The sequence below is a fragment of the Stenotrophomonas sp. YJH_SMC_133 genome (genome assembly GCF_059370655.1).
This window is the reverse complement of the sequence record NZ_JCAFTW010000006.1, coordinates 158,319-184,064: the sequence shown is the minus strand read 5'-3', so window position 1 is coordinate 184,064 and position 25,746 is coordinate 158,319. Positions and strand designations below refer to the sequence as shown.

At 65.2% G+C, this 25,746-nt stretch carries 19 protein-coding genes; 10 read left to right on the top strand and 9 right to left on the bottom strand.

Translation table 11 applies throughout. The annotated features are described in order from the left end of the window. Positions 1–34 precede the first annotated feature (34 nt). Positions 35–1,738, top strand: a complete 1,704-nt coding sequence (locus AC5P78_RS10565; RefSeq protein ID WP_414498209.1) for a PTS fructose transporter subunit IIC — start codon at positions 35–37, stop codon at positions 1,736–1,738. Positions 1,739–1,821: 83 nt separating this feature from the next. Further along, complete coding sequence (locus tag AC5P78_RS10560) at positions 1,822–3,075, top strand: carbohydrate porin (RefSeq protein WP_099527473.1); 1,254 nt, start codon at positions 1,822–1,824, stop codon at positions 3,073–3,075. 42 nt (positions 3,076–3,117) lie between these two features. Here the strand turns inward: AC5P78_RS10560 and AC5P78_RS10555 are convergent, their stop codons facing one another. Beyond that, the gene (locus AC5P78_RS10555) at positions 3,118–4,047 is read right to left on the bottom strand and encodes an aromatic alcohol reductase (protein ID WP_032963456.1); all 930 of its coding nucleotides are present in this window, start codon (positions 4,045–4,047) and stop codon (positions 3,118–3,120) included. Between the two features lie 95 nt (positions 4,048–4,142). Here AC5P78_RS10555 and AC5P78_RS10550 point away from each other — a divergent pair, with 95 nt between their 5' ends. Together AC5P78_RS10550 and AC5P78_RS10545 are read left to right on the top strand one after the other, a co-directional pair. Beyond that, a complete protein-coding gene (locus tag AC5P78_RS10550; RefSeq protein ID WP_065183596.1) occupies positions 4,143–4,556 on the top strand; it encodes a winged helix-turn-helix transcriptional regulator in 414 nt (137 codons plus the stop codon). A gap of 49 nt (positions 4,557–4,605) precedes the next feature. After that, complete coding sequence (locus AC5P78_RS10545) at positions 4,606–5,205, top strand: fasciclin domain-containing protein (protein WP_012480305.1); 600 nt, start codon at positions 4,606–4,608, stop codon at positions 5,203–5,205. A gap of 84 nt (positions 5,206–5,289) precedes the next feature. Here AC5P78_RS10545 and AC5P78_RS10540 read toward each other — a convergent pair whose 3' ends face one another. Further along, positions 5,290–6,489 (bottom strand): serine hydrolase domain-containing protein, encoded by a 1,200-nt coding sequence (locus tag AC5P78_RS10540; protein WP_171956706.1) that lies wholly within the window; start codon positions 6,487–6,489, stop codon positions 5,290–5,292. A 145-nt stretch (positions 6,490–6,634) separates the two neighbouring features. Between AC5P78_RS10540 and AC5P78_RS10535 the strand changes: the two genes are divergently transcribed. The 3 genes from AC5P78_RS10535 (at position 6,635) to AC5P78_RS10525 (ending at position 11,148) form a co-directional block, all read left to right on the top strand. Continuing rightward, complete coding sequence (locus AC5P78_RS10535; protein ID WP_143566030.1) at positions 6,635–6,817, top strand: hypothetical protein; 183 nt, start codon at positions 6,635–6,637, stop codon at positions 6,815–6,817. 89 nt (positions 6,818–6,906) lie between these two features. Then, positions 6,907–9,573, top strand: coding sequence for a TonB-dependent receptor (locus AC5P78_RS10530; protein WP_414498208.1), 2,667 nt, complete (start codon positions 6,907–6,909; stop codon positions 9,571–9,573). Between the two features lie 66 nt (positions 9,574–9,639). Then, complete coding sequence (locus AC5P78_RS10525; RefSeq protein ID WP_111108932.1) at positions 9,640–11,148, top strand: MFS transporter; 1,509 nt, start codon at positions 9,640–9,642, stop codon at positions 11,146–11,148. A 66-nt stretch (positions 11,149–11,214) separates the two neighbouring features. On the opposite strand, the gene AC5P78_RS10520 is transcribed toward AC5P78_RS10525, so the two are convergent. Beyond that, positions 11,215–12,261, bottom strand: a complete 1,047-nt coding sequence (locus AC5P78_RS10520; RefSeq protein WP_059034470.1) for a LacI family DNA-binding transcriptional regulator — start codon at positions 12,259–12,261, stop codon at positions 11,215–11,217. A gap of 217 nt (positions 12,262–12,478) precedes the next feature. Between AC5P78_RS10520 and AC5P78_RS10515 the strand changes: the two genes are divergently transcribed. Next, complete coding sequence (locus tag AC5P78_RS10515) at positions 12,479–15,055, top strand: glycoside hydrolase family 3 protein (RefSeq protein WP_099527471.1); 2,577 nt, start codon at positions 12,479–12,481, stop codon at positions 15,053–15,055. Between the two features lie 162 nt (positions 15,056–15,217). Further along, the gene (locus AC5P78_RS10510) at positions 15,218–16,495 is read left to right on the top strand and encodes an arsenic transporter (RefSeq protein WP_414498207.1); all 1,278 of its coding nucleotides are present in this window, start codon (positions 15,218–15,220) and stop codon (positions 16,493–16,495) included. 25 nt (positions 16,496–16,520) lie between these two features. Here the strand turns inward: AC5P78_RS10510 and AC5P78_RS10505 are convergent, their stop codons facing one another. From AC5P78_RS10505 to AC5P78_RS10485, 5 genes are all read right to left on the bottom strand, one after another. After that, complete coding sequence (locus AC5P78_RS10505; protein ID WP_099596853.1) at positions 16,521–17,954, bottom strand: OprO/OprP family phosphate-selective porin; 1,434 nt, start codon at positions 17,952–17,954, stop codon at positions 16,521–16,523. A gap of 134 nt (positions 17,955–18,088) precedes the next feature. After that, on the bottom strand, positions 18,089–18,865 hold the full coding sequence (locus AC5P78_RS10500; RefSeq protein ID WP_005409726.1) for an ABC transporter permease: 777 nt from the start codon (positions 18,863–18,865) through the stop codon (positions 18,089–18,091). Further along, complete coding sequence (locus AC5P78_RS10495; RefSeq protein WP_005413494.1) at positions 18,849–19,682, bottom strand: ABC transporter ATP-binding protein; 834 nt, start codon at positions 19,680–19,682, stop codon at positions 18,849–18,851. Before AC5P78_RS10495 ends, AC5P78_RS10500 begins: the two co-directional genes overlap by 17 nt. A gap of 14 nt (positions 19,683–19,696) precedes the next feature. Further along, complete coding sequence (locus AC5P78_RS10490) at positions 19,697–20,755, bottom strand: ABC transporter substrate-binding protein (RefSeq protein WP_044571384.1); 1,059 nt, start codon at positions 20,753–20,755, stop codon at positions 19,697–19,699. A gap of 75 nt (positions 20,756–20,830) precedes the next feature. Next, complete coding sequence (locus tag AC5P78_RS10485) at positions 20,831–21,952, bottom strand: 4-oxalomesaconate tautomerase (RefSeq protein WP_012480314.1); 1,122 nt, start codon at positions 21,950–21,952, stop codon at positions 20,831–20,833. Positions 21,953–22,061: 109 nt separating this feature from the next. Between AC5P78_RS10485 and AC5P78_RS10480 the strand changes: the two genes are divergently transcribed. Beyond that, complete coding sequence (locus tag AC5P78_RS10480) at positions 22,062–22,964, top strand: LysR family transcriptional regulator (RefSeq protein WP_005409730.1); 903 nt, start codon at positions 22,062–22,064, stop codon at positions 22,962–22,964. 65 nt (positions 22,965–23,029) lie between these two features. On the opposite strand, the gene AC5P78_RS10475 is transcribed toward AC5P78_RS10480, so the two are convergent. Then, a complete protein-coding gene (locus AC5P78_RS10475; protein WP_495217199.1) occupies positions 23,030–25,678 on the bottom strand; it encodes an excinuclease ABC subunit UvrA in 2,649 nt (882 codons plus the stop codon). Positions 25,679–25,746 lie beyond the last annotated feature (68 nt).

The following is a 25,746-nucleotide window of genomic DNA, read 5'->3' as shown; positions in this document are numbered from 1 at the left end:
GCAAGCACGAGCCCGAAGAATTCCAGGAGTTTCCATGCACGCTTTCACCGTAGTCATCGCCGCCGGCGAACGCAGCATCGAGGCGGTTCTTGCCGCCGAAGCGCTGCGCCGCGCCGCCCGCCAGCGCGGGCTCGAGCTGATGATCGAGATCCGCAGCGACCAGGGCGTGACCGGCGCACTGTCTGCCTCGGACGCCGCCGCCGCGACGCAGTTGCTGCTGGTGGGTGAGGGTGAGGCGGACATCGCGCGCTTCGCCAATGCCGGGATCGTGCATGCCAGCCTGGGCGAGGTACTGGACGACCCGGTTGCGGCGCTCGCACCGCTCGCGGCCGCGGTGTCGGGCAACGCCGGCACGCATGCGGGCAAGCGCATCGTCGCCGTCACCTCCTGCCCCACCGGCATCGCCCACACCTTCATGGCGGCGGAGGGCCTGCAACAGGCCGCCAAGGCGCTGGGCCATGCAATCCGGGTCGAAACCCAGGGCTCGGTCGGCGCGCAGGACGCATTGAGCGACGAAGAAATCGCCGCCTCAGACCTCGTCCTGATCGCCGCAGACCGCGAAGTCGATCTGTCGCGCTTCGCCGGCAAGCGCCTGTTCAAGAGTGGCACCAAGCCGGCGATCAACGATGGCCAGAACCTGATCCGCAAGGCGCTGGCCGAGGCCGGCGTGCAGGCAGGTAGCGCGACTCCGGGCCGCACGGCCGAAAAAACCAGGGCCACCGGCCCCTACAAGCACCTGATGACCGGCGTGTCGTTCATGCTGCCGTTCGTCACTGCCGGTGGCCTGCTGATCGCACTGGCGTTCGCACTCGGCGGCATCTATGCCTTCGATGACGCGCACAAGGGCACGCTGGCGTGGTCGCTGTTCCAGATCGGCGCCAAGTCCGGCTTCATGTTGATGGTGCCGGCGCTGGCCGGTTACATCGCCTACTCCATCGCCGACCGGCCCGGCATTGCGCCCGGCATGATCGGCGGACTGGTAGCAGTGAACATGGATGCTGGCTTCATCGGCGGCATCCTGGCTGGCTTCATTGCAGGTTATGGCGTGTACTGGATCAACCGTGCGCTGCGCCTGCCGCGCAGCCTGGAAGGCCTCAAGCCGGTGCTGATCCTGCCGGTGCTGGGCACGCTGCTGGTCGGCCTGTTGATGATGCACGTGATCGGTACGCCGGTCGCCGGGCTGCTGGCGTGGCTGACCGACTGGCTGCGCAGCATGCAGGGCAGCAGCGCGATCCTGCTTGGCCTGCTGCTGGGCGGAATGATGGCGGTGGATATGGGCGGGCCGGTCAACAAGGCGTCCTACGCATTCTCTACCGCATTGATTTCCAGCCAGGTCTACACGCCGATGGCGGCCACGATGATCGGCGGCATGACGCCGCCGCTGGGTATCGCGCTGGCGACATGGCTGTTCAGCAATCGCTTCACCGCGGAAGAGCGAGGCACGGCCGGCGCCGCCAGCGTGCTTGGCCTCAGTTTCGTGACCGAAGGCGCGATCCCCTACGCCGCGCGTGATCCGCTGCGCACCATTCCGGCGCTGATCCTTGGTTCTGCCGTGGCAGGTGCAATCTCGATGGCGGCTGGCGTCGAGCTGAAGGTGCCGCACGGCGGCGTGTTCGTGCTGCCGATCCCGAACGCAGTCACTCACCTCGGCATCTACCTGTTGGCACTGCTGGCCGGCGTGGCTGTCACTGCGGTCGCGCTGCGCATCCTCAAGAAGCCGGTCACCACGCCGGCCTGATCCACCCCATCGCCAAGACCCTGCCACCTCCCCTGCGCACGCAGGGGCGCAGCGACCTACGCCCTGCACAAGGACCCTCGCCCATGACCCGCTCTTCCCGACACGTGTTGCCGATGGTGATCGCGCTTGCCCTGCCATCCCTGGCTGCCACCGCAGACGCGAGCGACGTCTTCACTCCCAAGCTCGCCTACACCGGCGAAGCCGCCGCCACGCTCGATGGGGGCAAGCGCAGCGGCACGGCCTATGCCGGCCAACTGATGTTCGGTGCCGACGTGGACCTGGACGCTGCGTTTGGCTGGCGAGGCGCGACGATCAAGGCCTACGGCATCAATCGTCATGGCACCAACCTCGCCAACAGCAGCACGGGCAACAGCACCTCGGTGCAGGAAATCTTCGGTGGCCAGGGCACGCGCCTGGCCAACCTGACGCTGGAGCAGAAACTGCTGGACGACCGGCTGGTGCTTGAGGCGGGACGCAGCGTCGCCAACATCCATCATCTAGGTTCGGAGTTGTGCCAGTACTTCCAGGGCAACTCGGCCTGCGGCAACCCGACCTACGTATTCCGTACCAGCAACTTCACCTGGTGGCCGGTATCGAGCTGGATGGCTGATGCCACGGCATGGGTGACGCCGGATGTCTACGTACGCGTGGGCGCGTACCAGGTCGACCCGAGCCAGGCCGAAGATGGCCAGCACGGCCTGAAATGGAGCACGAACCAGGCCACTGGCTGGATCGTGCCCTACACGATCGGCTGGCGCAGCCCCGCGTCGGCGCGCTTGAAGGCCCGCTACGAACTGGGTGGCTGGCAGGACAACTCGACCTACCGCGACCCGCTGCGCGATGCCAATGGCATGCCGGCGCTGCGCAGTGGCCAGGAGTACGCGACACGTCATGGTCGCTCCGGTGCGTTCGCCCGCTTCGAGCAGCAGCTCAGCAGCGATGGCAGCGGCCGTGGCCTGACCCTTTTCGGCGCCGCGCTCAAGGGCACCTCCGGCCAGGTGATCGAGGATCACTTCCTTCAGGCCGGGCTGGTGCAGAAAGGTACGTTCGCCAGCCGACCGCAGGACAGCATCGCCTTCGTCGTGACGCAGCAGAAGTACAGCAGCATCGCGCTGGAAAACCTGCGCCTTGCCCGTGCCGCAGCGGGCGGCAGCGGCACCCCGCACGGGAGCCAAGTGATGATGGAGCTGAGCTATGGCATCCAGGTCACCCCCCAGCTTCGGGTCGCGCCGAACCTGCACTACATCGTGCATCCGGACCAGTTCAACGAACCCGCACGCCAGCGGGACCTGCCGAATGCGTTGATCGCCGGCCTGCGGGTCGATTGGAGTCTGTAGGAGAATCCGTTTTCGTCCACGCGATTGCCGCTCAACGGCTCATCAAGTCTCGAAGTGGGCTTTCAGCCAGTCGTCGACACCCTCCAGTTTCACGCCAATGCTGGCATTGAACGTCCCGTCCAGGCTCCAGGAGACGCCCCTGCCCTGGGCGAAGGCAGCACGGTACTTCCTGATCATGTTTGATGGGTCACTGGCAAGCTCCTCCATCAGCTGGGGAACGCTCCACACGATCAGCTTGAAGGGAGCACCGAACTTTTCCTCAAGGATGGCGGGCAGCTGCTCATAACGGACCGTGTCTCCCGCAAGATAGACGATCTCGTTTCGAAGGGGGGGCGAGTGGAAGACGATCTGTGCAGTCATTGCACCGATGTCCTCTGGTGTGGTCAGCGTAACCGCATTGGAGGCTGTGCCAAGTGCATTGACCTTTCTGCCGGGAAGATCGATGACGCCAAACTCCGGCTCGAAGAGGTAGCTGGTGAACATGCCGGTGGAAATGACCACCCAGTCCATTTCGGCCTGTGAGCGGAGATAGTCGCGTACATCCAGCTGGGCGTCGAAAAGATCCTGTGGCCCGCCGCGTCCGATGGCGTCAAAGTCGACCCCGAATTGCCAAGGGAAGTACCTGGTAATGCCCGACTTCACGGCGGCGCGCGCTACCTTCATGGGAGTGTCGCGGCCAGCGGCGTAGCCGGTGCAGCCGATGACCGTGTCATAACCGGAAAATAGATCAGCCAGCTCATCGACCGTGGCAGTGACCAGGTCGCCAGGAACGAGGGCCACTCCCAGCGAGCGGATCTGGTCAATGACCGTACGCTTGTCCGGTAGTGTGGATTCAATCGACGCAGGCCTCAGCATCACGCTGATGGTTGCGTCATGCACGACCGCGAGCTGGGCCAGGTTGCGGATGACGGGCATTCCGAGTTCGCCGGCACCCAGCACCAGGATTGAGCGGGAAACAATCGGGGGAGACATTGAAACCACCATCTGTGTGTACGATGGCGGCGATTCTGCGCCCCTCCCTCGTTGCCACGTAAGAAGGCACACCGATGATACCGACCGCACCGTTCATGAGCACCGATGAGCTTCTGCGACATTCACAATCGATATGCGACGGCATGAGCGCGGACGACGACGGTCTGCGCCGCGAGGTGCTCGCGCATGCCGGCAGCCGCTGGTCGCTGGGCATCATTCACGCCCTGGGGGTCTACGGAACACTGCGTCACGCCGATGTGGCGCGGCGGATGAAAGGAGTCACGCAGCGTATGCTGACGCGTACCCTGCGTCAGCTTGAAAGGGACGGACTGATCCATAGGCAGGATTTCCGTGAGGTTCCGCCGCGCGTGGAGTACACCATCACTCCGCTGGGCAGGGAGCTGCTGGTTCTTATGATCCCGATGTGGACCTGGGTAGTGGGACACGCCGAGGAATTCCGCCGCTGCAGGGAGAATTTCGACACGCATCACGGCGCTCTCCCTGACTGACCCGGCCTGCATCCGGTGCATCCAGGCGCTCCCGCCAGCCGTATGTAGGATGCCCGCGCTGTGCGGGCATCCTATCGAGGAACGCACCGTGAACGCTCTTCAGCGCATCGCCGCCGCAGTCAGCTTCGCCGTACTCGTCTCAGCCGCTTCCGCCAGCTTCGCCGCAGATCCGGTAATGGTTGGCGGGGCCGAGATGTACCCGACCAGGACCATCGTTGAAAACGCCGTGAACTCCAGGGATCACACCACGCTGGTGGCAGCGGTCAAGGCCGCAGGCCTGGTCGAGACCCTCAATGGCGCCGGTCCCTTTACCGTCTTTGCGCCCACCAATGCCGCCTTCAACAAGCTTCCAGCAGGCACGGTCGATACACTGGTGAAGCCTGAAAACAAGGCGCAGCTCACCCGGATCCTCACCTACCACGTGGTCCCAGGACGGTTCAGTTCCGCCCAGCTCCTGGCCGATGCCAGGAAGCACGGTGGAAAAGCCACGCTGAAGACAGTGCAAGGCGAGCCGCTTACCGTGGCGCTCCACGACGGCAAGCTGTGGGTGATCGACGCCAAGGGTGGCAAAGCAGGCATCAGCATCGCCGACGTCAACCAATCCAACGGCGTCATCCACGTTGTCGATACCGTGCTGATGCCGAAGTAGTGGCGCGCCCTGCCAGACCCTGCCACTCCGGCCAGCAGCATGAAGCAGTGGACGAGGATCCGGGCGCAGGCCCGGCTCCCCCGTTCACTGAAGCGCCTGGGCCAGCGTGAGTACATCCGCCGGGAATGTCGCGTAGTCATCCAGTGGCGCGCGATGGCTGTCGCGTCGGTGGATGAGGCGCACGGCAACCACGCGCTGTTGCGGAACGATGACCAGGTGCTGGCCCAGGTAACCGTTGGCGGCGTAGGCAACGGTGGGGCCGCGTTGGATGTCGAACATGTCGGACAGCTTGAGTCCACGACCGGTGATCTCGCTGCCATAGTGCTGCGGCCAGTCCGCCCCAAGTCGCTCGGCCACGTACGCAATCAATGCACTTTTGCTGTCGAATACCCTGCCCCCGGTGGCCAGCAATGCCTGCTGGACCGGAGCGCTGACCCCATGCCGCGCCAGGAAGCCGGCCATCTGGCCTTTCAGCTCATAACGCTCCCATGCTGGAATGCGCCACCAAAGAAGACCAACATCCGGGGAGCGGGCACTTGCTCCAGTCAGCAGCGCCACCGACCGCTCGCTCAGCACGCGCGTACCCGCCGGGGTCACGCCGCCATCAAGCAGCAGCTGCCCGATCTTCGCCAGATCGCGGGCACTCAGCGACAATCCGGCCATGCCCAAGGGGGTGCCCGCACCGTCCTTCAACCAGGTATATCGGGCAATGCCCAGCGGTTTGAACAGGCGCTTCTCAAGGTAGGCATCCATCGGTTCCCCTGCCAGACGCTCGACAATGCCGGGCAGCAGATTGGTAGCCTTGTTGTTGTAGGAGAACGTGGTACCTGGATCGCTGCTCAGCTCTGCCGCCAGTGCGAGCTTGACCAGGTCCGGCGCAGCTTCCAGCTCTTCCCCCGCGTTGGCCATGTTCTGCAGGCCGGAGGTATGGTCCAGCAGCATGCGTACCGTGATGTCCCTTTTCCGCCCCTGCTTCCACTCCGCGAAGATGTTGCTTACCGGCTCGTCGACCGAGGCCAGCTTTCCGTCGTCCAGCAGGAGCATGACGGCCAGCGCCACCACCGACTTGGTGGCAGACATGAGGTGAACCGGCTCCTCGCCAGTCTCTGGCTCTGGCTCCAGCAGTGCTTTTCCATCCTTCCAGACAAGCACCGCGTCGGAATGCGCGGCACGGGCGTTGCGTTCGATCGTCGCGACGGCGTCGGCCGTGGTGGTCGTGCTGGCCAGTGCAGGGAGGGCCAGCATCAAGGCCGCGAAGCTGGACAACCATCGTGCAGTTTTCATGGGCATCTCTTCCGGTGAATGCCTGCCCATATTGACTACAACTGTAGTCAAGACGGAGTGCCTGAAGTCATGCCCGGCCACATGACAGCATCAGCACCACGCCACCTGCATGGCCCCGCAGCCCGCCAGCGGATACGCGAAGCCGATGGCCCTTGCTGCCGATCCGCTTTCTGATGGTTCCAATCCAGCCGTTGCATTCGCAGGCAGGGCGCAACGCCGCTCGATTTCGTTTCGCATTGCAGCAAATGCGGCGTGCCAGGCAGCACTGCTGATCGCTCAACTGTCTGATTTCCCGAGCTTCTGGTCATCCATCGTTCATTCTGATTGACAGCGTTGTCAGGTCGCGCTTACAAGAGCCCACGTCCGGCGCGTGGCGCGGGAACGTCCAGACATCACTTATGGGGAGAGAGGGACCCTATGACCGGCCATTTCAGGAAGAGCACACTCGCACAGGCAGTACTTGCCACCATCGTCACCGCCACTGCAGCGCTGCCGGTCGCAGCGCAATCAGTCAAGGAAAGCAGCTCGACCGCCACCAGCGAGGCACGGGAGGCCTCAACGCTGGACGCCGTCATCGTCACTGTCGAACGCCGGGAACAGGACCTGCAGAAATATGCAGGTACCGCCCAGGCAATTTCCGCGGACGATACGCGTGCGCTGGGCATCAACAATGAGCTGCGCAACATCCAGGCGCTGGTGCCGGGCATGAGCATGGCCAACCAGGAAGGCAACCTGGAGATCTTCATCCGCGGCGTGGGCTCTTCGAACAACACCGAACTGGGTGATCCGGGCGCCGCGCCTCACATCAACGGGGCCTACATTGCACGACCGCGCGGTCTGGGCGGCATGTTCTACGATGTCGAGCGGGTGGAAATCAACAAGGGCCCGCAGGGCACGCTGCGCGGCCGCAATGCGCTGGCCGGCACGCTGAACATCATCACCAAGCGCCCCGACCTGGAAGCGTTCGGTGGGTATGTTCAGGCCGAGGCCGGCAATCGTGACCATCGCGGTGGCGAGTTCGCCCTGAATCTCCCGATCGGTGGTGGCGCGGCCTTCCGCGTGGCTGGCTACAAGGTGGAGAAGGACTCTCCGTTCAAGAATGCGGGGCGCGCGCAGGACCTGGAACCGGCTGGCGTGCAGGACGACCGGGGCGCTCGACTGTCGTTCCTCTACCAGCCGGATGACAAGCTGTCGATCTTCGCCATGGCCGACATCGGCAAGGAAGGCGGCACGGGCTATCCCGGCGCCAACGTCTACACCGCCGCCAGGGCCGGCTACCTGCCGGACGATGTCGACCTGCGGAAGATCATCTACCGTGGCGCGCAGGGCAAGCTCGACAGCACCAACTGGGGGGCGCAGACCAGCATTTCCTACGACTTCGGCAAGGTGGCGGTGGAGTACAACGGCAGCTACCGCAACGTGGACTACCGCCAGACCAATGCGCAGAGCGAAGGCATCCTCTGGCCGGGCCGCAACATCGATCCGGTATCGCCCAGCAACCCCGGTGGCATCGATTACGACAACTACTCCACCCAGTACTGGCTGACCGAGTCGGAGTCGCAGGTACATGAGCTGCGGTTCACGTCCGACCAGGACGAGCGGCTGCGCTGGACCACCGGCCTGTTCCACTTCAACGAGGACCAGCGGGTGGGCTACCTTTCGCTGGTGGACAAAGGGCGCTGGTATTCGGGCACTGAATTCACCATGCCCAAGGTCAATGGCAAGTCTTCCGCCGTTTTCGCCGATGGCACGTTCGACGTCAACGATCGCCTGCGCCTGAAGGGCGGCCTGCGCTACTCCGAGGAGAAGAAGTCGCGTTACGGCATCGGCGGCAACTGGTCGCTGGGCCTGCCTGGCCAGGGCGGGGACTTTGCCACGCGCCTCGGCACGCCCGGCTTCGAGCCCGCGTTCATGAGCCGTCCGAACTTTGATGTCAGCAACATCACCTCGCAGGCGGAGATGGCCCGCTTCCTGCTGCAGGGCGTGCTGCGACACGGTCGCAACGACACCTTGCTGCAGCAGATCGGCGCGGTGCCCGATGGCGGCCCATTTGGTTGCGTGGACCGCCCCGACATCGGTGGCGATACCGTCGATTGCCCGTACCAGAGCTGGGCCCAGGTCAGCGCGATTCCAGCCCAGCAGTTCGGCAAGAGCAAGTTCAGCTTTACCGACTGGCGCGCGGGTTTCGAGTACGACGTGAGCGACGACAGCCTGCTGTACGGCCTGGTGTCGACCGGCCACAAGGCGGGCGGCTTCAACGACACGTTTGATCCGAAGGAGATTCCCGAGACCTTCAAGCCCGAATCGATCATTGCCTACGAAATCGGCAGCAAGAACTCCTTCCAGATGCTGGGTCGCACCTCGACCTTCAACGTCAGCGGGTTCTATTACGACTACAGCGACCAGGTGTTCCAGGACCTGGCGGTGATCGCCACCAACCCGACCACCGGTGAAGCCACCGGCTATGCGCTGGTCAACCGCAACGTCGGCAAGTCCGCTGTGTACGGCCTGGAGGCGGAAAGCACCTTGCGATTCCCGCACAACTTCATGGTCAACATCAATGCACTCTGGATGGACAGCGAGATCAAGCGCGGCACCGTCGCCGATGTCCGCAGCCAGAACTACGACGCCGGTGGTGCCACTTCGCTGATCGACCTGTCCGGCAATGAACTGCCGCTGGCCTCGAAGCTCACCTTCAACGTGCGCCTGCAGCATACGACCGAGCTGCGCTTTGGCACCTTCGACTGGCAGTTGCTGGCCTCGTACCGCTCGGCCTTCTATCTCACCCAGTACAACAACCGGGACGTAGAGTTCATCCGACAGGATCCGGCCACTGGTGAGCTGGTCCATGACCGTACCGAAAGTGCCGCTACGGCCGGCTTCCCTGACCGCCAGAAGGGCGAGACCACCTTGAACGCGGGCATTGGCTTCACCTCACTGAGCGGCAACTGGCGGGTGGAAGCCTGGGGCAACAATCTGCTGGGCAACGACGTCTCGCAGAAGGCCCTGGTGGGTTCCGGCATCAACGTCCGCTTCCTGAACGATCCGCGCAGCTACGGCCTGCGCCTGCGTTACCAGTTCTGAGCAACGCAGCCTTGAAGGAGGGCCGGTTTCGCCGGCCCTCCGTGCGCAATCACCACGTCCCGCCCTGTGCGACAACGCACGGGGCGTCGCCCTGCCCGCGATGACACGAGAATCATGAAACACACAACCCGCTGGTCGCAGTTCGGTGTACTCATCACCGTCTTCTTCTTCTGGGGCTTCGTTGCCGCAAGCAACGGCATCCTCATTCCGGTGTTCAAGAAGGCGTTCCATCTCAGCCAGGCGCAGAGCATGTACGTGGCGATGGCTTTCTACGTTGCCTACACCGCCGGTTCGCTGATCTACATCGCCGTCTCCCGCGCCATCGGCAGCGACCTGCTGCACAGGGTGGGCTACCGCAACGGCATCTGCCTTGGCCTGCTGGTCTCGGCACTGGGTGCCCTGCTCTTCTATCCCGCGGCCAACACCGGCTCGTTTGCACTGATGCTGTCCGGCCTGTTCATCGTTGGCCTGGGCTTCTCGCTCCAGCAGATCGCAGCCAATACGCTGGCGGTGATCATGGGTGATCCGGCCACTGGATCGCAGCGCCTGACCATGGCTGGCGGTGTCAACAACCTGGGCGCGACGGTAGGCCCACTGCTGGTGAGCATTGCCATCTTTGGCAGCGTGTCAGCGGGCAACACAGAGGCGAGCATCGAGAGCGTAAAGATCCCATACCTGGTGCTGGGCGCCGCCTTCGTACTGGTAGCCGTGCTGCTGCGGCTCTCGAGCGTGCCCAATCATGTCGAGCTGTCCGCGACGGTCCCCGCAGGTGCAACCGGGGCAGATCACCAGACAGATCGCAGATCTGCGCTCGCTTACCCGCAGCTGGTCATGGGCATGATCGCGATCTTCCTTTACGTCGGCGTGGAGGTATCGACCATCGACAATCTTCCAGCCTACCTTGAGCAGCCCTTGAGCAAGGGTGGACTGGGGCTGGAAACCTCGGTGATCGCCCCGTTCGTGTCGTTGTACTGGGCCAGCCTGATGATCGGCCGCTGGGGTGGTGCCGCAGGCGCGTTCGATGTGCGCGCAGGCACCCGGAAGCTGTTGATGCTGGTGTTGCCGTTCGTCGCGTTCGCCATCTACCTTGCCGTCAACGCGATCTCTGGCCACAACTCCGCACAGTTCCTCCACTACGCGCCGGTGATCGTCCTGATGATCATTGCAACCTTGGCCAGCAGGGGCAATCCGTCGCGCATGCTGCTGTACTTTGCCGTGTGTGGCATTGCGGCGCAGCTGGTCGGCATGTTCACCACCGGCATGACCAGTGTGATCGCCTTCATCAGTGTCGGGCTGTTCTGCAGCACGATGTGGCCCTGCATCTTTACCCTGGCCATCAGCGGCCTGGGCCGCCACACAAACCAGGCAAGCAGCCTGCTGATCATGATGATCATGGGCGGCGGCATCGTCAGTTGGGCGCAGGGCGCACTGGCCGACAAGGTCGGCGTGCACTACAGCTTCATCATTGGCGTGCTGTGTTTCTGCTATCTGGCGTTCTACGCCTGGGCGGCTGGCCGTACACTTCGTCGCCAGGGTGTTGACCTGGAGCGATTGGCAACCGAAGCGGGCCACTGAGCTGAGCCGCGCCCCTGCCCTGCCAGCGCGGCGTGGCGATCGCGGCGGCAGGCCGTTGGACCGCGTTCAATCGTGACGGACCGGTCCCGTGGATCGCCGGACCTGCAGAGCGTAGTCAATATCGACCACACCACCGCTGCCGAGCTCGCGCACTTCCTTGATCAGCTCCATGGCCGCCCGCCGGCCCATCTCACGGGTGGGCTGGCAGACCGTGGTCAACGCCGGATAGATCTGGCGGGCAATCGGCGTGTCATCGAAACCACAGACCGAGATGTCGCCCGGCACCGAAAGGCCATGTTCGAACACCGCACAGATGACGCCTGCCGCCATATCATCGTTGGCAGCGAAGATGGCGGTCGGCCGATCAGGTCGGTCAAGCAGCGCGTTGGCACCGTTGTAGCCCGACTCGTATGAAAACTCGCCCTCCAGCACCAGGCTGGGGTCGTAGCGCAGGCCTGCCCTGCGCAGGCCTTCGCGATAGCCTGCCAGGCGCCACATGCTTGCGCCATGCGCGGCGTGTCCCTTGATATGGGCGATGCGGGTATGGCCCAGCGAGGCCAGGTGTGCGATCAGCGCCACCACCGCGCCGATTTCATCCACGACGACGCCCACGTTCCGGTTCTGTTCCTTCGCCGAAATGCTGGAGTACGGAATGCCCAGGTCGACCAGGCGTTCCAGCAGGGCCGTGTCGTCGGTCAGGGGCGGCGTCAGCACCACGCCGTCGAGCTGCGACTGCATGATCAATGACTCGACCTTTTCCACGATATCGGCCGCGTCGTAGATCAGCGGAGCGAGCATCAGGTTGTAGTGCTGTTCCATGCAGGCATCCAGCACCCCCATCTCGATCTCCATCAGATAGTTCGAGGACGGATTATCGAAGAGCATCGCGATCAGGTAGGAACGCCGGCCGGCGAGGACCCGTGCAGAGGGCAAGGGGCGGTAACGCAGCTTTTCCACTGCCGCGTCCACCCGGGCCCGGGTGCTCTTGGAGACGTTCGGCTCGTTGTTGAGCACCCGCGAGACGGTCTTCATCGAGACCCCGGCCGTTGCCGCGACATCCTCGATCCGCACGCGTCCCGGCCTGCCTGCGAGCACCTGCTCAGGTCCCGGCATCCCCCGCCCTCTGCCCGTCATAGCCTCACCATCGCTACCGAAATCCTGCACCACGGGATGTGGATGCAGATGCAACTTTATCCTCAAAACCCATGCCGCTGTGCAGCAAGCATTCGTTCCACGGGCTGGGTATGCTCGACTTCGACTGACAACGCTGTCAGGTTGCTTTCTGGTCGCCGAGCCCATCCAAGCCACCCTTCCGAGATGATTGTTCCCGATGAACGTCCGTCATTCCGATCGTGCGAAGCGCAACCCCGTTTTACGTCCACACCGCCTGATGCTGGCTGCATCGCTTGCCATGGCGCTGGTGCCTGCGACCGGTGCGGCCCCTGCCCCGGTGAACGACGCAGGTACCATCACTCCCGCGCACTGGCCCAAGGCAACCTGGCCGCTGGCCAACGATCCGGCCATGGAACGACGCATCGACGCGCTGATCGCATCAATGACGCTGGAAGAAAAGGTCGGCCAGATCGTACAGGGCGATATCGCCAGCATCACGCCCGACGACGTGCGCAGATATCGATTGGGTTCAATACTGGCAGGCGGCGCATCCGACCCAGGTGGCCGCTACAACGCAAAACCCGCCGAATGGCTTGCGCTGGCCGACGCGTTCTGGGAAGCCTCGATGGACACGCGCAACGGTGGCAAGGCCATTCCCGTCGTCTGGGGCATTGATGCGATGCATGGCCAGAGCAATGTGGTGGGTGCCACTCTGTTCCCGCACAACATCGGCCTGGGCGCAGCGCGCGACCCGGAACTGCTGCGCGAGATCGCAAGGATCACCGCTGCCGAAACCCGTGTGACCGGCATGGAATGGACCTTCGCGCCGACCGTGGCCGTTCCACAGGACGACCGCTGGGGGCGCACGTACGAAGGCTACTCGGAAGATCCGGCATTGGTGGCCAGCTATGCAGGGGCCTTCGTCGAAGGCCTGCAGGGCAAGGCGGGGGCTGCTGACTTCCTCGACGACCACCACGTGATGACCACGGTCAAGCATTTTCTCGGCGATGGCGGCACGGGCAACGGCAAGGACCAGGGCAACACCACGGTCAGCGAGGCAGAACTGCGCGACATCCATGCCGCCGGATACCTGCCGGCGATCAATGCGGGCGCGCAGTCGGTGATGGCGTCCTTCAACAGCTTCCATGGCGAGAAGATGCATGGGCACAAGCCGTTGTTGACCGATGTGCTGAAGGGCCGGATGGGTTTCGGCGGCTTCGTGGTTGGTGACTGGAACGGCCATGGCCAGATCAAGGGCTGCAGCAACACCGATTGCGCGAAGACCTATGTTGCCGGCCTGGACATGGCGATGGCGCCGGACAGCTGGAAAGGCATGTACGAAAGCACGCTGGCCCACGTGAAGGACGGCAGCCTGCCGGAGGCGCGGCTGGACGATGCCGTTCGCCGCATTCTGCGGGCGAAGATGCGCATGGGCCTGTTCGACAAACCCAAGCCGTCCGAGCGCGCATTGGGCGGCAGATTCGAGCTGCTCGGGGCGCCGGCGCATCGCCAGGTGGCGCGGCAGGCCGTGCGTGAATCGCTGGTGCTGCTCAAGAACCAGAACCAGCTGCTGCCACTCCCGCCGAAACAACGGGTGCTGGTTGCGGGCGATGCCGCGAACGACATGAGCCGTCAGGCGGGCGGCTGGACGCTCAGCTGGCAGGGCGATGGCGCGCGTCGGGAGGACTTCCCGAATGCTGAAACGATCTGGGAAGGCCTGGAGGCACAGGTCAGGTCGGGCGGCGGCCAGGCCGAACTGGCGGTCGATGGCCGTTATCGCAACCGGCCCGATGTGGCCATCGTGGTGTTCGGCGAAGATCCGTATGCCGAATTCCAGGGCGACTTGCCCAACCTGATGTTCAAGAACGGCAAGTCCGGAGACCTGGAGCTGATGCGACGCCTGAAGGCAGACGGCATTCCGGTCGTGGGGGTGTTCCTGAGCGGGCGCCCGTTGTGGCTGAACCGCGAAATCAACGCCGCCGATGCCTTCGTGGCCGCATGGCTGCCGGGATCGGAAGGTGGGGGCGTGGCCGATGTGCTGCTGCGTGGGGCCGATGGGCGCGTGCAACACGACTTCCGCGGAAAGCTGAGCTACTCCTGGCCACGCCGCGCCAACCAGTACCAGAACAACGTGGGGCAGAAGGACTACGACCCGCAGTTCGCCTTCGGATACGGCCTGACCTATGCCGACAAGGGAAATCTGCCTGCGCTTTCCGAGGACCCGGGCATTGATCCGGACGCCGCCGGTAGCGGTACCCTGTTCGATCGTGGTGTGGCCGGCACTGGGCTGATGCTTCGCCTGACTGCCGCCAATGGCGAATCGACCGATGTCGTGCACCCCAATGCAACGACTGCCGACCAGTCACTGGCGATGGTCGCAATCAACACCGATGTGCAGGAGGGCGCACGCCGGTTCAGTTTCCGGGCGCCGGCCACGGTGGCGTTGCAGGCCAATACTCCGCTGGACTGGTCGCGCGAGACCAACGGCGAGCTGTCCGTGGTAGTAACCGTGCGTGTCGAACAGCTCCCGGCAGAAGCCGCAGTGACACTCGGTACCGCCTGCGGGGCGGCCTGTGCTGCCGAGGTTGCGCTGGGCCCCGCGCTGTCGGCGGCGCCGCGCAATGAGTGGGTCAGGCTGGGCGTTCCCCTCAAGTGCCTGGCCAACGCCGGGGCGAACATGAGCCGCTTGAACGTGCCGTTTGCGCTGCGCGCCGGAAAGGGCACAACGCTTGCGATCACCTCGGTCGTACTGGGCACCGAGTTCGATCGCAAGGTGGAGTGTGCGTCGCAGTAGGCGCGGTGTTGAACGCCCTGGTGCGGCCGTCACGTAACGTGCCGCGCCAGGGCCTTTGCTGGGCAGCCGGCACGGTATGATGCCGCAACCCCGGCACTTGCACTGATCGCAGCGGGCGCCTGCACGCCGATCACATGCGCCAGAGAACCGGCGACGCGGTCGATGGACGGCACCGCGCACGCCCCCTACCCCATGCTCGCTTCCCATTCTTCCCTCATCATCTGGATGGCGGTGGCCGTTGCCACTGTCGGCCTGCTGTTCCGTCCGTTCCGCATTCCGGAGTATGTGTGGGCGCTCGGTGCGGCCGCGCTGCTTCCGCTCAGCGGCACTGTGTCGTTCGGCACTACCTGGCACGCAGTCGCCGAGGGCCGCGATGTCTACCTGTTCCTGGTCGGCATGATGGTGCTGGCCGAGCTCGCACGCCGCGAAGGGCTGTTCGATTGGCTGGCGTTGTACGCGGTGCGGCACGCGGGCGGATCCGGGCGACGCCTGTTCGACCTGGTGTTCCTGGTCGGCACGCTGGTAACGGTGTTTCTTTCCAATGATGCGACAGCCGTGGTGCTGACGCCGGCGGTCTACGCGGCCTGCAAGGCGGCCCGGGCCAATCCCCTGCCGTACCTGTTCGTCTGTGCCTTCATCGCCAACGCGGCCAGCTTCGTGTTGCCCATCTCCAACCCGGCCAATCTCGTGGTGTACGGCCAGCACATGCCGCCGCTGCTGCAGTGGCTGGCGCAGTTCGCACTGCCCTCGCTGGCGGCGATCGGTGCGACCTATCTTGTGCTGCGCTGGGTGCACCGTCGCGAAATCGCACAGCCGCTGGTGGCCGCGCCGGCGCATCGCTCGTTGACCGACGGCGGCCGACTGAGCGCACTGGGCGTGCTGTTCACCGGCACGGTGCTGCTGGTTACGTCCGCCTTGAACGGGCCATTGGGCCTGACCACGTTCTGCGCGGGCACGCTGAGCGTGGTGGCAGTGGCGATCCGCCAGCGACGCAGCCCGCTGCCGCTGCTGCGCCACGTGTCCTGGGGGGTGCTGCCGCTGGTGGCTGGGCTGTTCGTGCTGGTGGAAGCGGTAGCGCAGACCGGTGTCATCCAGAGTTCGGCCAGCGCGCTGCAGGCGCTGGCGAATACGTCGCCGCACCAGGCCAGCTGGCTGGCCGGCGGCGCCGCTGCACTGCTGAGCAACGTGGCCAACAATCTGCCGGTCGGCCTGGCGGCTGGTTCGTTGGGGCAGATGGCGGACCTGCCGGCGCAGACCCGTGCCGCATTGCTGGTCGGCGTGGATCTGGGCCCGAACCTGTCGGTGACCGGCTCGTTGGCCACGATGCTGTGGTTGATGGCGTTGCGTCGCGAAGGCGAGCATGTCAGCGCGCTCGACTTCCTGCGCGTCGGCGCGCTGGTGATGCCACCTGCACTCATCGCAGCGTTGTTGCTGCTGTGACCAGAGTACAGGCGGCGCCCCTGCCCTAGAAGACCAGCTGCAGGCGGGTATTGAAGGTGGTGCCTTCATCCCTGCCCATTGCGCTGCCGTTGCGGTGACGGGTCTGCCAACGGACGGCTTCGAACATCACGCGACTGAAATCGTTGAGGTACCAGTTCGCGCCCAGGGTCCACGCGTTACCGGTACCGCCACTGGGCAGCTCGGCATAGTCCACGTCTTCATAGCGGCCCTTCAGCTCCCAGGCACCGCCGCCGCCGCGCGTCACCGGATCGGCGACCTTCACCTTCCCCCAGGTACCGGCCTTGCCCGAGTACGACGGCAGCGCGCCCGCCAGGAACCAGCCGGCAGAAATCGCCCACGCCGCGTGGTCGCGATCGTAGCGACCGCCGGCATCGGCCCCGCGCAGGCTTCGCGTACCCCACTCTCCCGTTGCCCACGCCGGGCCGAAGAAGCCGGCCAGTTCGGCACCGTAGGCGGTGCTGCGCTCGGCGCCCAGCAGTGTGCCCGGCGTGATCCTGACCAGATCGTTGAAATGCCCCGCGATGGCCGAACTGCGCACCACGCCGCTGGCCCCGGCGGGAATCTTCTCGTGGAACGCCCATGCGCCCAGATGCAACGTGGCGCCAGCGGTGTCCAGCGGATTCCAGTGCACGCGCGTGGCCCAGGTCTGGCTGTCGTTGTCGGTGCCGGCGTTGTTGAGATCGTTGCCGGCCACCGACAGGCTGGCGTGCCAGCCCTTTCCGTACACCCGCTCGGTCAGCCCGACACCGAACAGGCCGCGCTGCGGCAGCATCAACGTGCCGACCACGTTGCGTTCCTGGAACGGCGTGTTGGAGGTGCTGCTGGAGCCATCGATACCGCGATCGTTCAAGCGGTTGCCCATCGTGAGATCGGCCGGCAGGCCGAACAGGGTGTGGTCCAGCGTGGCGTAGACCGACTTCCAGGCCACCGCGTTGTCGGCGAAGTCACCCTCCACCACCCAGCCCAGTGTGCCGTAGCGTCCCTCGGCCCCCAGGCGCACCGAACGGACCTCGGTGCCCGAAACGTTGCGATCACCGACCGCCGAACCGTCCGTACTGGAGGCATCGACGAACAGGCGGCCGCGGGGACGGAACACCGTAGTGCCGTCGGCGCTGCTGAGCTCGGGTGCGCCCTTGGCCCAGGAGACCTTGGGCTGCCTGGACTGGCCGGATTCCAGTGCGGCCACCCGCGTTTCCAGCGCAGGCGCGGGCGGCGTTGACGGTGCCCCCGCACTGCCCTGCCCGCCCTCGACGGCGCGGAGGCGTGCTTCCAATTGCTGGATCTGCAGTGCCTGCTGCTGCACCAGGCGTGACAGCTCGGCCTGGCTCAGTGGCGTGGGCGGGGATGAAACAGACTGGGCGTCGGCGTGGCCACTGGCCAACAGCAGGCCGAGCGCGACCGGCAGCGCTGCCAGCGGCAGCACGGTGGAAGGGTTCATGGACTCTCTCTCCGGCCAGCCGGCCCCCTGGCCCGGCGCTGGCCTGTTGCGGTGGTGCGGGGGAAGATCGGGGGAGGAAGCTCGCGCCGCCGGATCGGACCGGCGGCGCGGCAGGCGGGCTCAGCCCGGCCCGGTCAGCTGGTGGCCTGTGCCTGGGCGTTGGGACGCCAGGTGATCAGCTTGTTCTCGACCACGTCCAGCAGGGCGTCGATGACCAGCACGAAGGCGGCCAGGATGATGATGCCGGCGAACACACCCACGGCATTGAAGTTGCCCTCGGCCTGCGCGATCAGGTAACCCAGGCCCGCCGAAGCGCCGAGGTACTCGCCGATGATCGCGCCGACCACGGCAAAGCCGACCGAGGTGCGCAGCGAGGACAGGATCCAGCTCGCCGCTGCCGGGAAGTAGACATGGCGCAGCAGATCGCTGCGGCTTGCGCCCAGGATGCGGGCATTGGCCAGCACCACCGGATTCACCTCGCGCACGCCCTGCATGGCGTTGAAGAACGTGGTGAAGAACACCAGCGTGACCGCCAGCGCCACCTTCGACCACAGGCCCAGCCCCAGCCACAACACGAAAATCGGCGCCAGCACTACGCGCGGAATCGCGTTGAAGCCTTTGATGAAGGGATCGAGGATGCGCGCCGAACGGCGGCTCAGGCCCAGCCAGACACCGCCAGCCACGCCCAGGCCGGTGCCGATGATGTAGCCCAGCGCGGTTTCGGTCAGGGTGATGTAGACATGCTGGTAGAACGAGGTATCGGACAACCAGGTCCAGGCCTGCTGCACGATGGCCGTCGGCGAAGGGAAGAAGAACGGATCGATCACGCCCAGCGCGATACCGCCTTCCCAGCCGCCGAACACGGCGACCACCAGCGCGAGCTGGATGAATTTGTCAGTCTTGGCGTGCATAGCTCTTCTCCACTTCGCCGCGCAGGCAGGCCCAGATGTCGCGGTACAGGTCGGTGAAACGGTCATCCAGCTTGATCTCGGCCACATTGCGCGGCCGTTCCAGATCCACGTCGAAACTGCGCACCACGCGGCTCGCCGGGCCGGAGGACAGCACCACCACGCGGTCACCCAGCGCGATTGCTTCTTCCAGGTCATGGGTAATCAGGATCACCGAGCGGCGATCCTCCTGCCACAGGCGCAGCAGCTCGTTCTGCATCAGGTGGCGGGTGTGGATGTCCAGCGCCGAGAACGGCTCGTCCATCAGGATCACCTTCGGCTCGACGATCAGCGCCTGCGCCATCTGCACACGCTTGCGCTGGCCACCGGACAACTGGTGCGGATAGCGATGCTCGAAACCGGCCAGGCCGACCTTGGCCAGCCACGCGTTGGCTTTGGCCTTGCGTTCGGCTTCGGGCACGCCGCGGAAGCGCAGGCCCAGCTCGACGTTCTGGAAAGCTGTCTTCCACGGCAGCAGGGCGTCCTGCTGGAACAGGTAGCCGACCGACTCCTGCACGCCGCTGACCGTGCGGCCATCGATGGCCACGTCGCCCGAGGATGGCTTCAGCAGGCCCGCCACGGAATTGAGGATGGTGCTCTTGCCGCACCCGGTGGGCCCAACGATGGCGAGGAACTCGCCGTCACCTACCTGGATGTCGACATCGCGAACGGCGGTGAACTCGCCGAAGGACATGGTCACCTTGTTGATGGCGACCATGGTCTGTGCAGGCTCCAGCTGCGGTGCGCCGTTGAGTTGGCGCACGGTGGCATTGAGGGCCATGGGGTTACCTCCGCTTACGGTTGGGCAGCCGGCGCCGCAGCGTTGGCACGCTCGACGAAGGCATTGGTGTAGGTCCTGGACAGATCGATGTTGGCCTTGGCCACATCCGTATTGAACTCACGCAGCACCTTCAACGGCGTCTCCAGGTCGGCCGGGGTGAAGCGTCCATCGCGGGTGAATATCGCGCGGGCGTTCTCCACCGCGCGGGCATAGGTGGCGCGGTCGCCGGAGACATAGCTGTCCGGCAGCGCGGCAACGATCTCCTCGGCACTGTTGTCGGCGATGAACTTCAACGCCATCTGCTCGGCACGGGCGATCTTCTCGGCCGCTTCGGGGCGCTTGTCCAGGAAGCTCTGGTTGGCATACATCACCGAGGTCGGGTACAGCCCGCCATAGACCTGGCGGGCGCCTTCGTCGCTGCGCGCGTCGAGGATGATCTTCCCGACCTTGCGCTCGGTGATCAGGGTTGCAGCCGGATCGTAGTTGACCAGCAGGTCGATCTTGCCCTGCTCGAGCGCGGCGACTGCAGCAGCGCCGGAGCCGACGCCGATCAGCGAAATGCTGTCGGCCGGAATATCGTGCTGCGCCAGGAAGTGGCGGACGAAGAAGTCGGACGAGGAGCCCGGGGCCGTGATGCCGACCTTCTGGCCCTTGATGGACTCCGGTCGCGCAGGATCAAACGTGGCATCTTCGCGCCCCGCCATCACCAGGCCGGAATTGCGCGAGAGCAGCACGAAGGCCACCACGTCCTTGCCCTTGGCCTGCATCTGGATGGTGTGGTCGTAGAAACCGACCGCCACGTCGGTGGAATTCGCCACCAGGGCCTGCAGCACCTTCGAGCCACCCTGGGCGAAGTTCTCGGTTTTTACGTCCAGGCCGACGTCCTTGAAGTAGCCCTTGGCATCGGCAATGAAGAACGGAAGGTTGTTGAGGTTGTAGGAGCCGACGCTGATGCGCACGGGTGCATCGTCACCGGTGCCGGTGGATGCGCCATCGGGGCGCCCGCTGTTGCTGCAACCGGCCGCGGCCAGACCGGCCGCGCACAGCGCGGCCATGAAGAACTGCTTGTACATCATCCCTCCCAGGAGTGAAGCATCTACGTTGTAATGGCTGGCATGCGCGTCTGCGCCGGCCCTGCCGGGTTCAGATCATGCCGCTGACGTCCATTGGCGGGCTTGGGTGGAACTGGCCATGGCAGGCACTGGCGTTGTCGCAAACACGCGACCTTCGAACAGTCGGCGTGCGGTGCGGACCACGCTGGCAATCACCGGTGCGTCATCCGAGCTGCGACTGAGGCCCACCTGCAGGTCCCCGCTCGGATGTTCGAGGGTAATGCTGCCGGGAACGGACAGGCATCCGACCAAAGTGTGGGCCAGCGTGCCCGGTGTGACGGCGGCGGTAGCCAGGCCGACCGCACCGGTGATCGCCAGTGCGGTGTGGCATTGGTGCGGCATGAAGTAACGCACCTGCAGATCGCCGCCGTGTTGCGGCGCCGACAGCAGCACCGGCTTGGGAATGACCTTGTTGCCGGCGTCGGCGATGCCCATGCGGGCACCTGCCTCGATGCGCAGCGCTTCCAGCCGGCGCATGAACGCCGCGTCCGCGTTCAGTTCGGCGGGCGAAGCATCACCACGCACGCCCAGGTCTTCGGCACGCACCAGCATCATCGGCATGGCGCAGTCCACCAGGCTGACGGGCATGCCGTTGATGCTTTCCTGCGCGTGGCCGCTGGGCAGCAGCTTGCCGGTGCGGGCGCCTGCGGCATCGAGGAAGGAAAGCCTGACCGGCGCGGCCGAGCCCGGTGCGCCGGCAATGCGCGTATCACCGCGGTAGACCACATGGCCGCCCGGCGTTTCCACCGTGGCGATGATCAGCTTGCCGGTGTTGACGTTGTGGATGCGCACCTCGGTCTGCGGATCCTGAGCCTGCACCAGCCCCCGCTCGATGGCATACGGGCCCACCGCCGCCAGCATGTTGCCGCAGTTGGGGGATGTGTCCACCACCTGCTGCTCCACCCGTACCTGGGCGAACAGATAGTCCACGTCGGCGTCTGCCCGGCTGGATCGGTCGATGATGGCCACCTTGCTGGTCAGCGCGTTGCCGCCACCGATGCCATCGATCTGCAGCGGATGGCCCGACCCCATTACTTCCACCAGCAGGCGATCGCGTTCAGCAATGTCCGCCGGAAGATCGCTGGCCAGGAAGAACGGGCCCTTGGATGTACCACCGCGCATGAGTACGCAGGGAATGCTGAGCAGATCGTTGGACATACGTGTGCTAGATTGATGCGTATAGGGGATGAATGACCCCTCTGTGATTCGATACTGGCATGACCCCAATTGATCTGTGAATTGCTGATTTTTGGATGATTGATACCCAATGAGCATCAATTGCGAAATCCTGGATCTACGCGCATTCCTGCTGGTGTCGGAGACGCGCAGCTTCCACCGCGCCGCGGAGATCCTGCACGTCTCCCAGCCGGCACTCAGCCGACGGATACAGAAGCTGGAGCAGGCTGTGGGTTCGCCACTGCTGGAGCGCACCACGCGCAGCGTCAGCACCACCGCCGTCGGCGAGAACCTGCTGCCGCTGGTGCGTCGCATGCTGGAGGAATTCGATGGGTCACTGTTCTCACTGCGGGGCCGGGACGATACGCGGGGCGCTACCGTCACCATCGCCTGCCTGCCCACGGCGGCGTTCTACTTCCTGCCCAGCGTGATGGCGCGTTTCCACGAAGCGCATCCCAACGTGCGCTTCCGGATCCTGGATATCCCGGCCACCGAAGGCCTGCAGGCGGTAGAGCGTGGCGAAGTCGAGTTCGGCATCAACTTCATGGGCGCCAACGATCCGAATCTCGATTTCGACGTGCTGGCCGAAGATCCCTTCGTGCTGGCCTGCCGACGCGATCATCCGCTGGCCCGCAAGCGCAAGGTTGAATGGGCCGATCTGGCCGAGCACCAGCTGATCACCGTGCATCGCACCAGCGGCAACCGCACGCTGCTGGATGGTGCCCTGGCGCGCGAGAACCTCAAGTTGAGCTGGCACTACGAAGTGACCCACCTGTCGACGTCACTGGGCATGGTCGAGGCCGGCATCGGCGTGTCGGTCCTGCCGAAGATGGCCACGCCGGACGGAGATCATCCGACCCTGGTGACGCGCACGATTGGTAACCCCGTGGTGTCGCGCACGATCGGGATCGTCCGTCGCCGGGGCGCCCTGCTCTCGCCTACTGCGGAACGCTTTCTGCAGATGTTGATGAGCCAGTGGCGCGGGGAGACATGAGCATCGTTTGCTGGACAGGCCGCCCCCGGATCTGGCCGAGGGTGATGGCCGGGCATGGCTCGGCCCTACAGAGGAGCCAGCTCGCGCGCAAGGAAAGGCGCTGTCCTGCTTCCCCGTGCGCGGGCCACCTGTTGCGGCGTTCCCTTCGCCACGATGGTGCCACCCGCGCTGCCTGCGCCCGGCCCGACGTCAATCACCCAGTCCGCCTGGGCGACCGCCCGCATGTCATGCTCGATCATCACCACCGTATTTCCTGCGTCGACCAGCCGCTGCAGCTGAACCAGCAGCCTGTCCGCATCCGACGCGTGCAGGCCGGTGGTGGGTTCGTCCAGCACGTAAAGCGTGCGCCCGCGCTGGCTGCGCTGCAGTTCAGTGGCCAGCTTGATGCGCTGGGCCTCGCCGCCTGAAAGCTCCGTGGCCGGCTGGCCCAGCCTCAGGTAACCCAGGCCGATGTCCTGCAGCAGCTGCAACGGCCGGGCAATGACCTCTTCCGCCATGAAGAATGCATGCGCCTGGTCCACGGTCATCTGCAGGACCTCGGCGATGTTGCGGTCGTTCCACAGCACCTTCAGCGTGGCCTCGTTGTAGCGGGCGCCGTGGCAGGTGGGGCATGGGGCATAGACGCTGGGCATGAACAGCAGTTCGACACTCACGAAACCCTCGCCTTCGCAGGTTTCGCATCGGCCCTTGGCTACGTTGAACGAGAAACGACCCGCATCGAAGCGACGACGACGTGCGGCGGGCGTCGCCGCGAACAGTTTGCGCACGTGATCGAACAGCCCGGTATAGGTGGCCAGGTTGGAGCGTGGCGTGCGGCCGATCGGCTTCTGGTCGACCTGCACGACCCGCTGGATGGCGTCCACATCACCGGCCAACTGGCCTCGCGTGGTTTCCATCACCGTCGGCCCGTCGTTCGGCGACGCCTCGGCTCCATCGTCCGCGGGTTCATGCCCCAGGTGCAGCAGCATCAGCTCGGGCAAGGCCTGTGCCATCAGGCTGGACTTGCCCGACCCCGAAATGCCGGTCACGGCCGTCAGCAAACCCAGCGGCACCTGCGCGTCCACTCCCTGCAGGTTGTGGCGATGGATGCCCTGCAGTTCCAGCCAGTAGGTGGCGGTGCGCTGCCGACGGGTGGGCGCGGGTACCTGGTCGAACAGATACAGTGCCGTGCGCGACTCCTGCACCTGGCGCAGGCCGCCCGGCTCACCGCTGTAGAGCACGCGCCCTCCCCGCTCGCCGGCCTCCGGGCCCACGTCCACCAGCCACTGCGCGCGGCGCATCAGCTCCAGATCGTGCTCGACCACGAACACCGAGTTGCCACCATCACGCAGCCGGTCCAGCGCGTCGTACAGCGCCTGGCTGTCGGCGGGATGCAGTCCGGCCGAAGGCTCGTCGAGCACGTACAGCACACCAAACAGCAACGAGCTGAGCTGCGTGGCCAGCCGCAGGCGCTGCAGTTCGCCGGCGGACAGCGTGGGCGTGGCGCGGTCCAGCGAGAGATAGCCCAGGCCAAGCTCGCGCAGTTGCCGTACCCGCCCCATGACCCCGCCCGCCAGCCGCTGTGCGGCCAGCCGCTTCTCTTCGGACAGGGCCGAGGTCAGGCGCACGTCGGGGGCGCCCTCGTGCGTCGCGCGGCCACTCGCGGCGCGCCGGGCACGATCGCGGGGTGTCGCATGCCTGCTGATAGGTGCACCCTTGCTGTGTGCGCCGAAATCACCTTCCGCGATGGGCTCCAGCAGATCCGCCAGTTGATCCAGGGGCAACCGCATGAACTCACCGATATCCACGCCCGCGAAGGTGACCGAGAGCGCTTCCGGCTTCAGGCGCTTTCCGTGGCAGGCCGGGCACAGCTTGCCTTCCATGTAGCGGGAAACCCGTTTGCGCATCAGCGCGCTCTGGGTGTTGGCGAAGGTATGCAGCACATAGCGACGCGCGCCGGTGTATGTACCCATGTAGCTCGGCTCGAGCTTTCGCTTGAGCGCAGCCCGGGTCTCGGCAGGCGTGAAGCCTGCATAGACCGGCACGGTGGGCGTTTCTTCCGTGAACAGGATCCACTCCCGATCCTTCTTCGGCAGCTTCTTCCACGGTACGTCGATGTCGTAGCCGAGCGTGACCAGGATGTCGCGCAGGTTCTGGCCATGCCAGGCCGGCGGGCAGGAGGCGATGGCGCGCTCGCGGATGCTCAGCGACGGATCCGGCACCATCAAGGCTTCCGTCACCTCGTAGACGTGCCCCAGCCCGTGACAGGTGCTGCAGGCGCCCTGCGGGGTATTGGGCGAAAAGTCCTCGGCGTAAAGCATCGGCTGGTTGGCCGGGTACGCACCTGCACGCGAATACATCATGCGCACCAGGCTGGACAGCGTAGTGACGCTGCCCACCGATGAGCGCGCGTTGCTGGCGCCGCGCTGCTGTTGCAGGGCCACTGCCGGCGGCAACCCGTCGATGGCGTCCACATCGGGCACGCCGGCCTGGTCGATCAGGCGCCGTGCATACGGCGCAACCGACTCAAAGTAGCGCCGCTGCGCCTCCGCGAAGATCGTGCCGAACGCCAGCGATGACTTGCCGGAGCCCGAAACACCGGAAAACACCACCAATGCGTTGCGCGGGATGGAGACGTCGACATTCCTGAGGTTGTGCTCGCGCGCGCCGCGCACCTCGACGCAACCGCTGGCAGCGGCGGCACATGACGATTCACCAAAGGGGGGCTTGGACATCTTCGCGATCCTGCAGGCAGTGAGCGGCGCGCGTAGGGGCGCGCCCGATAGTGCATTTTCGCTGTTGT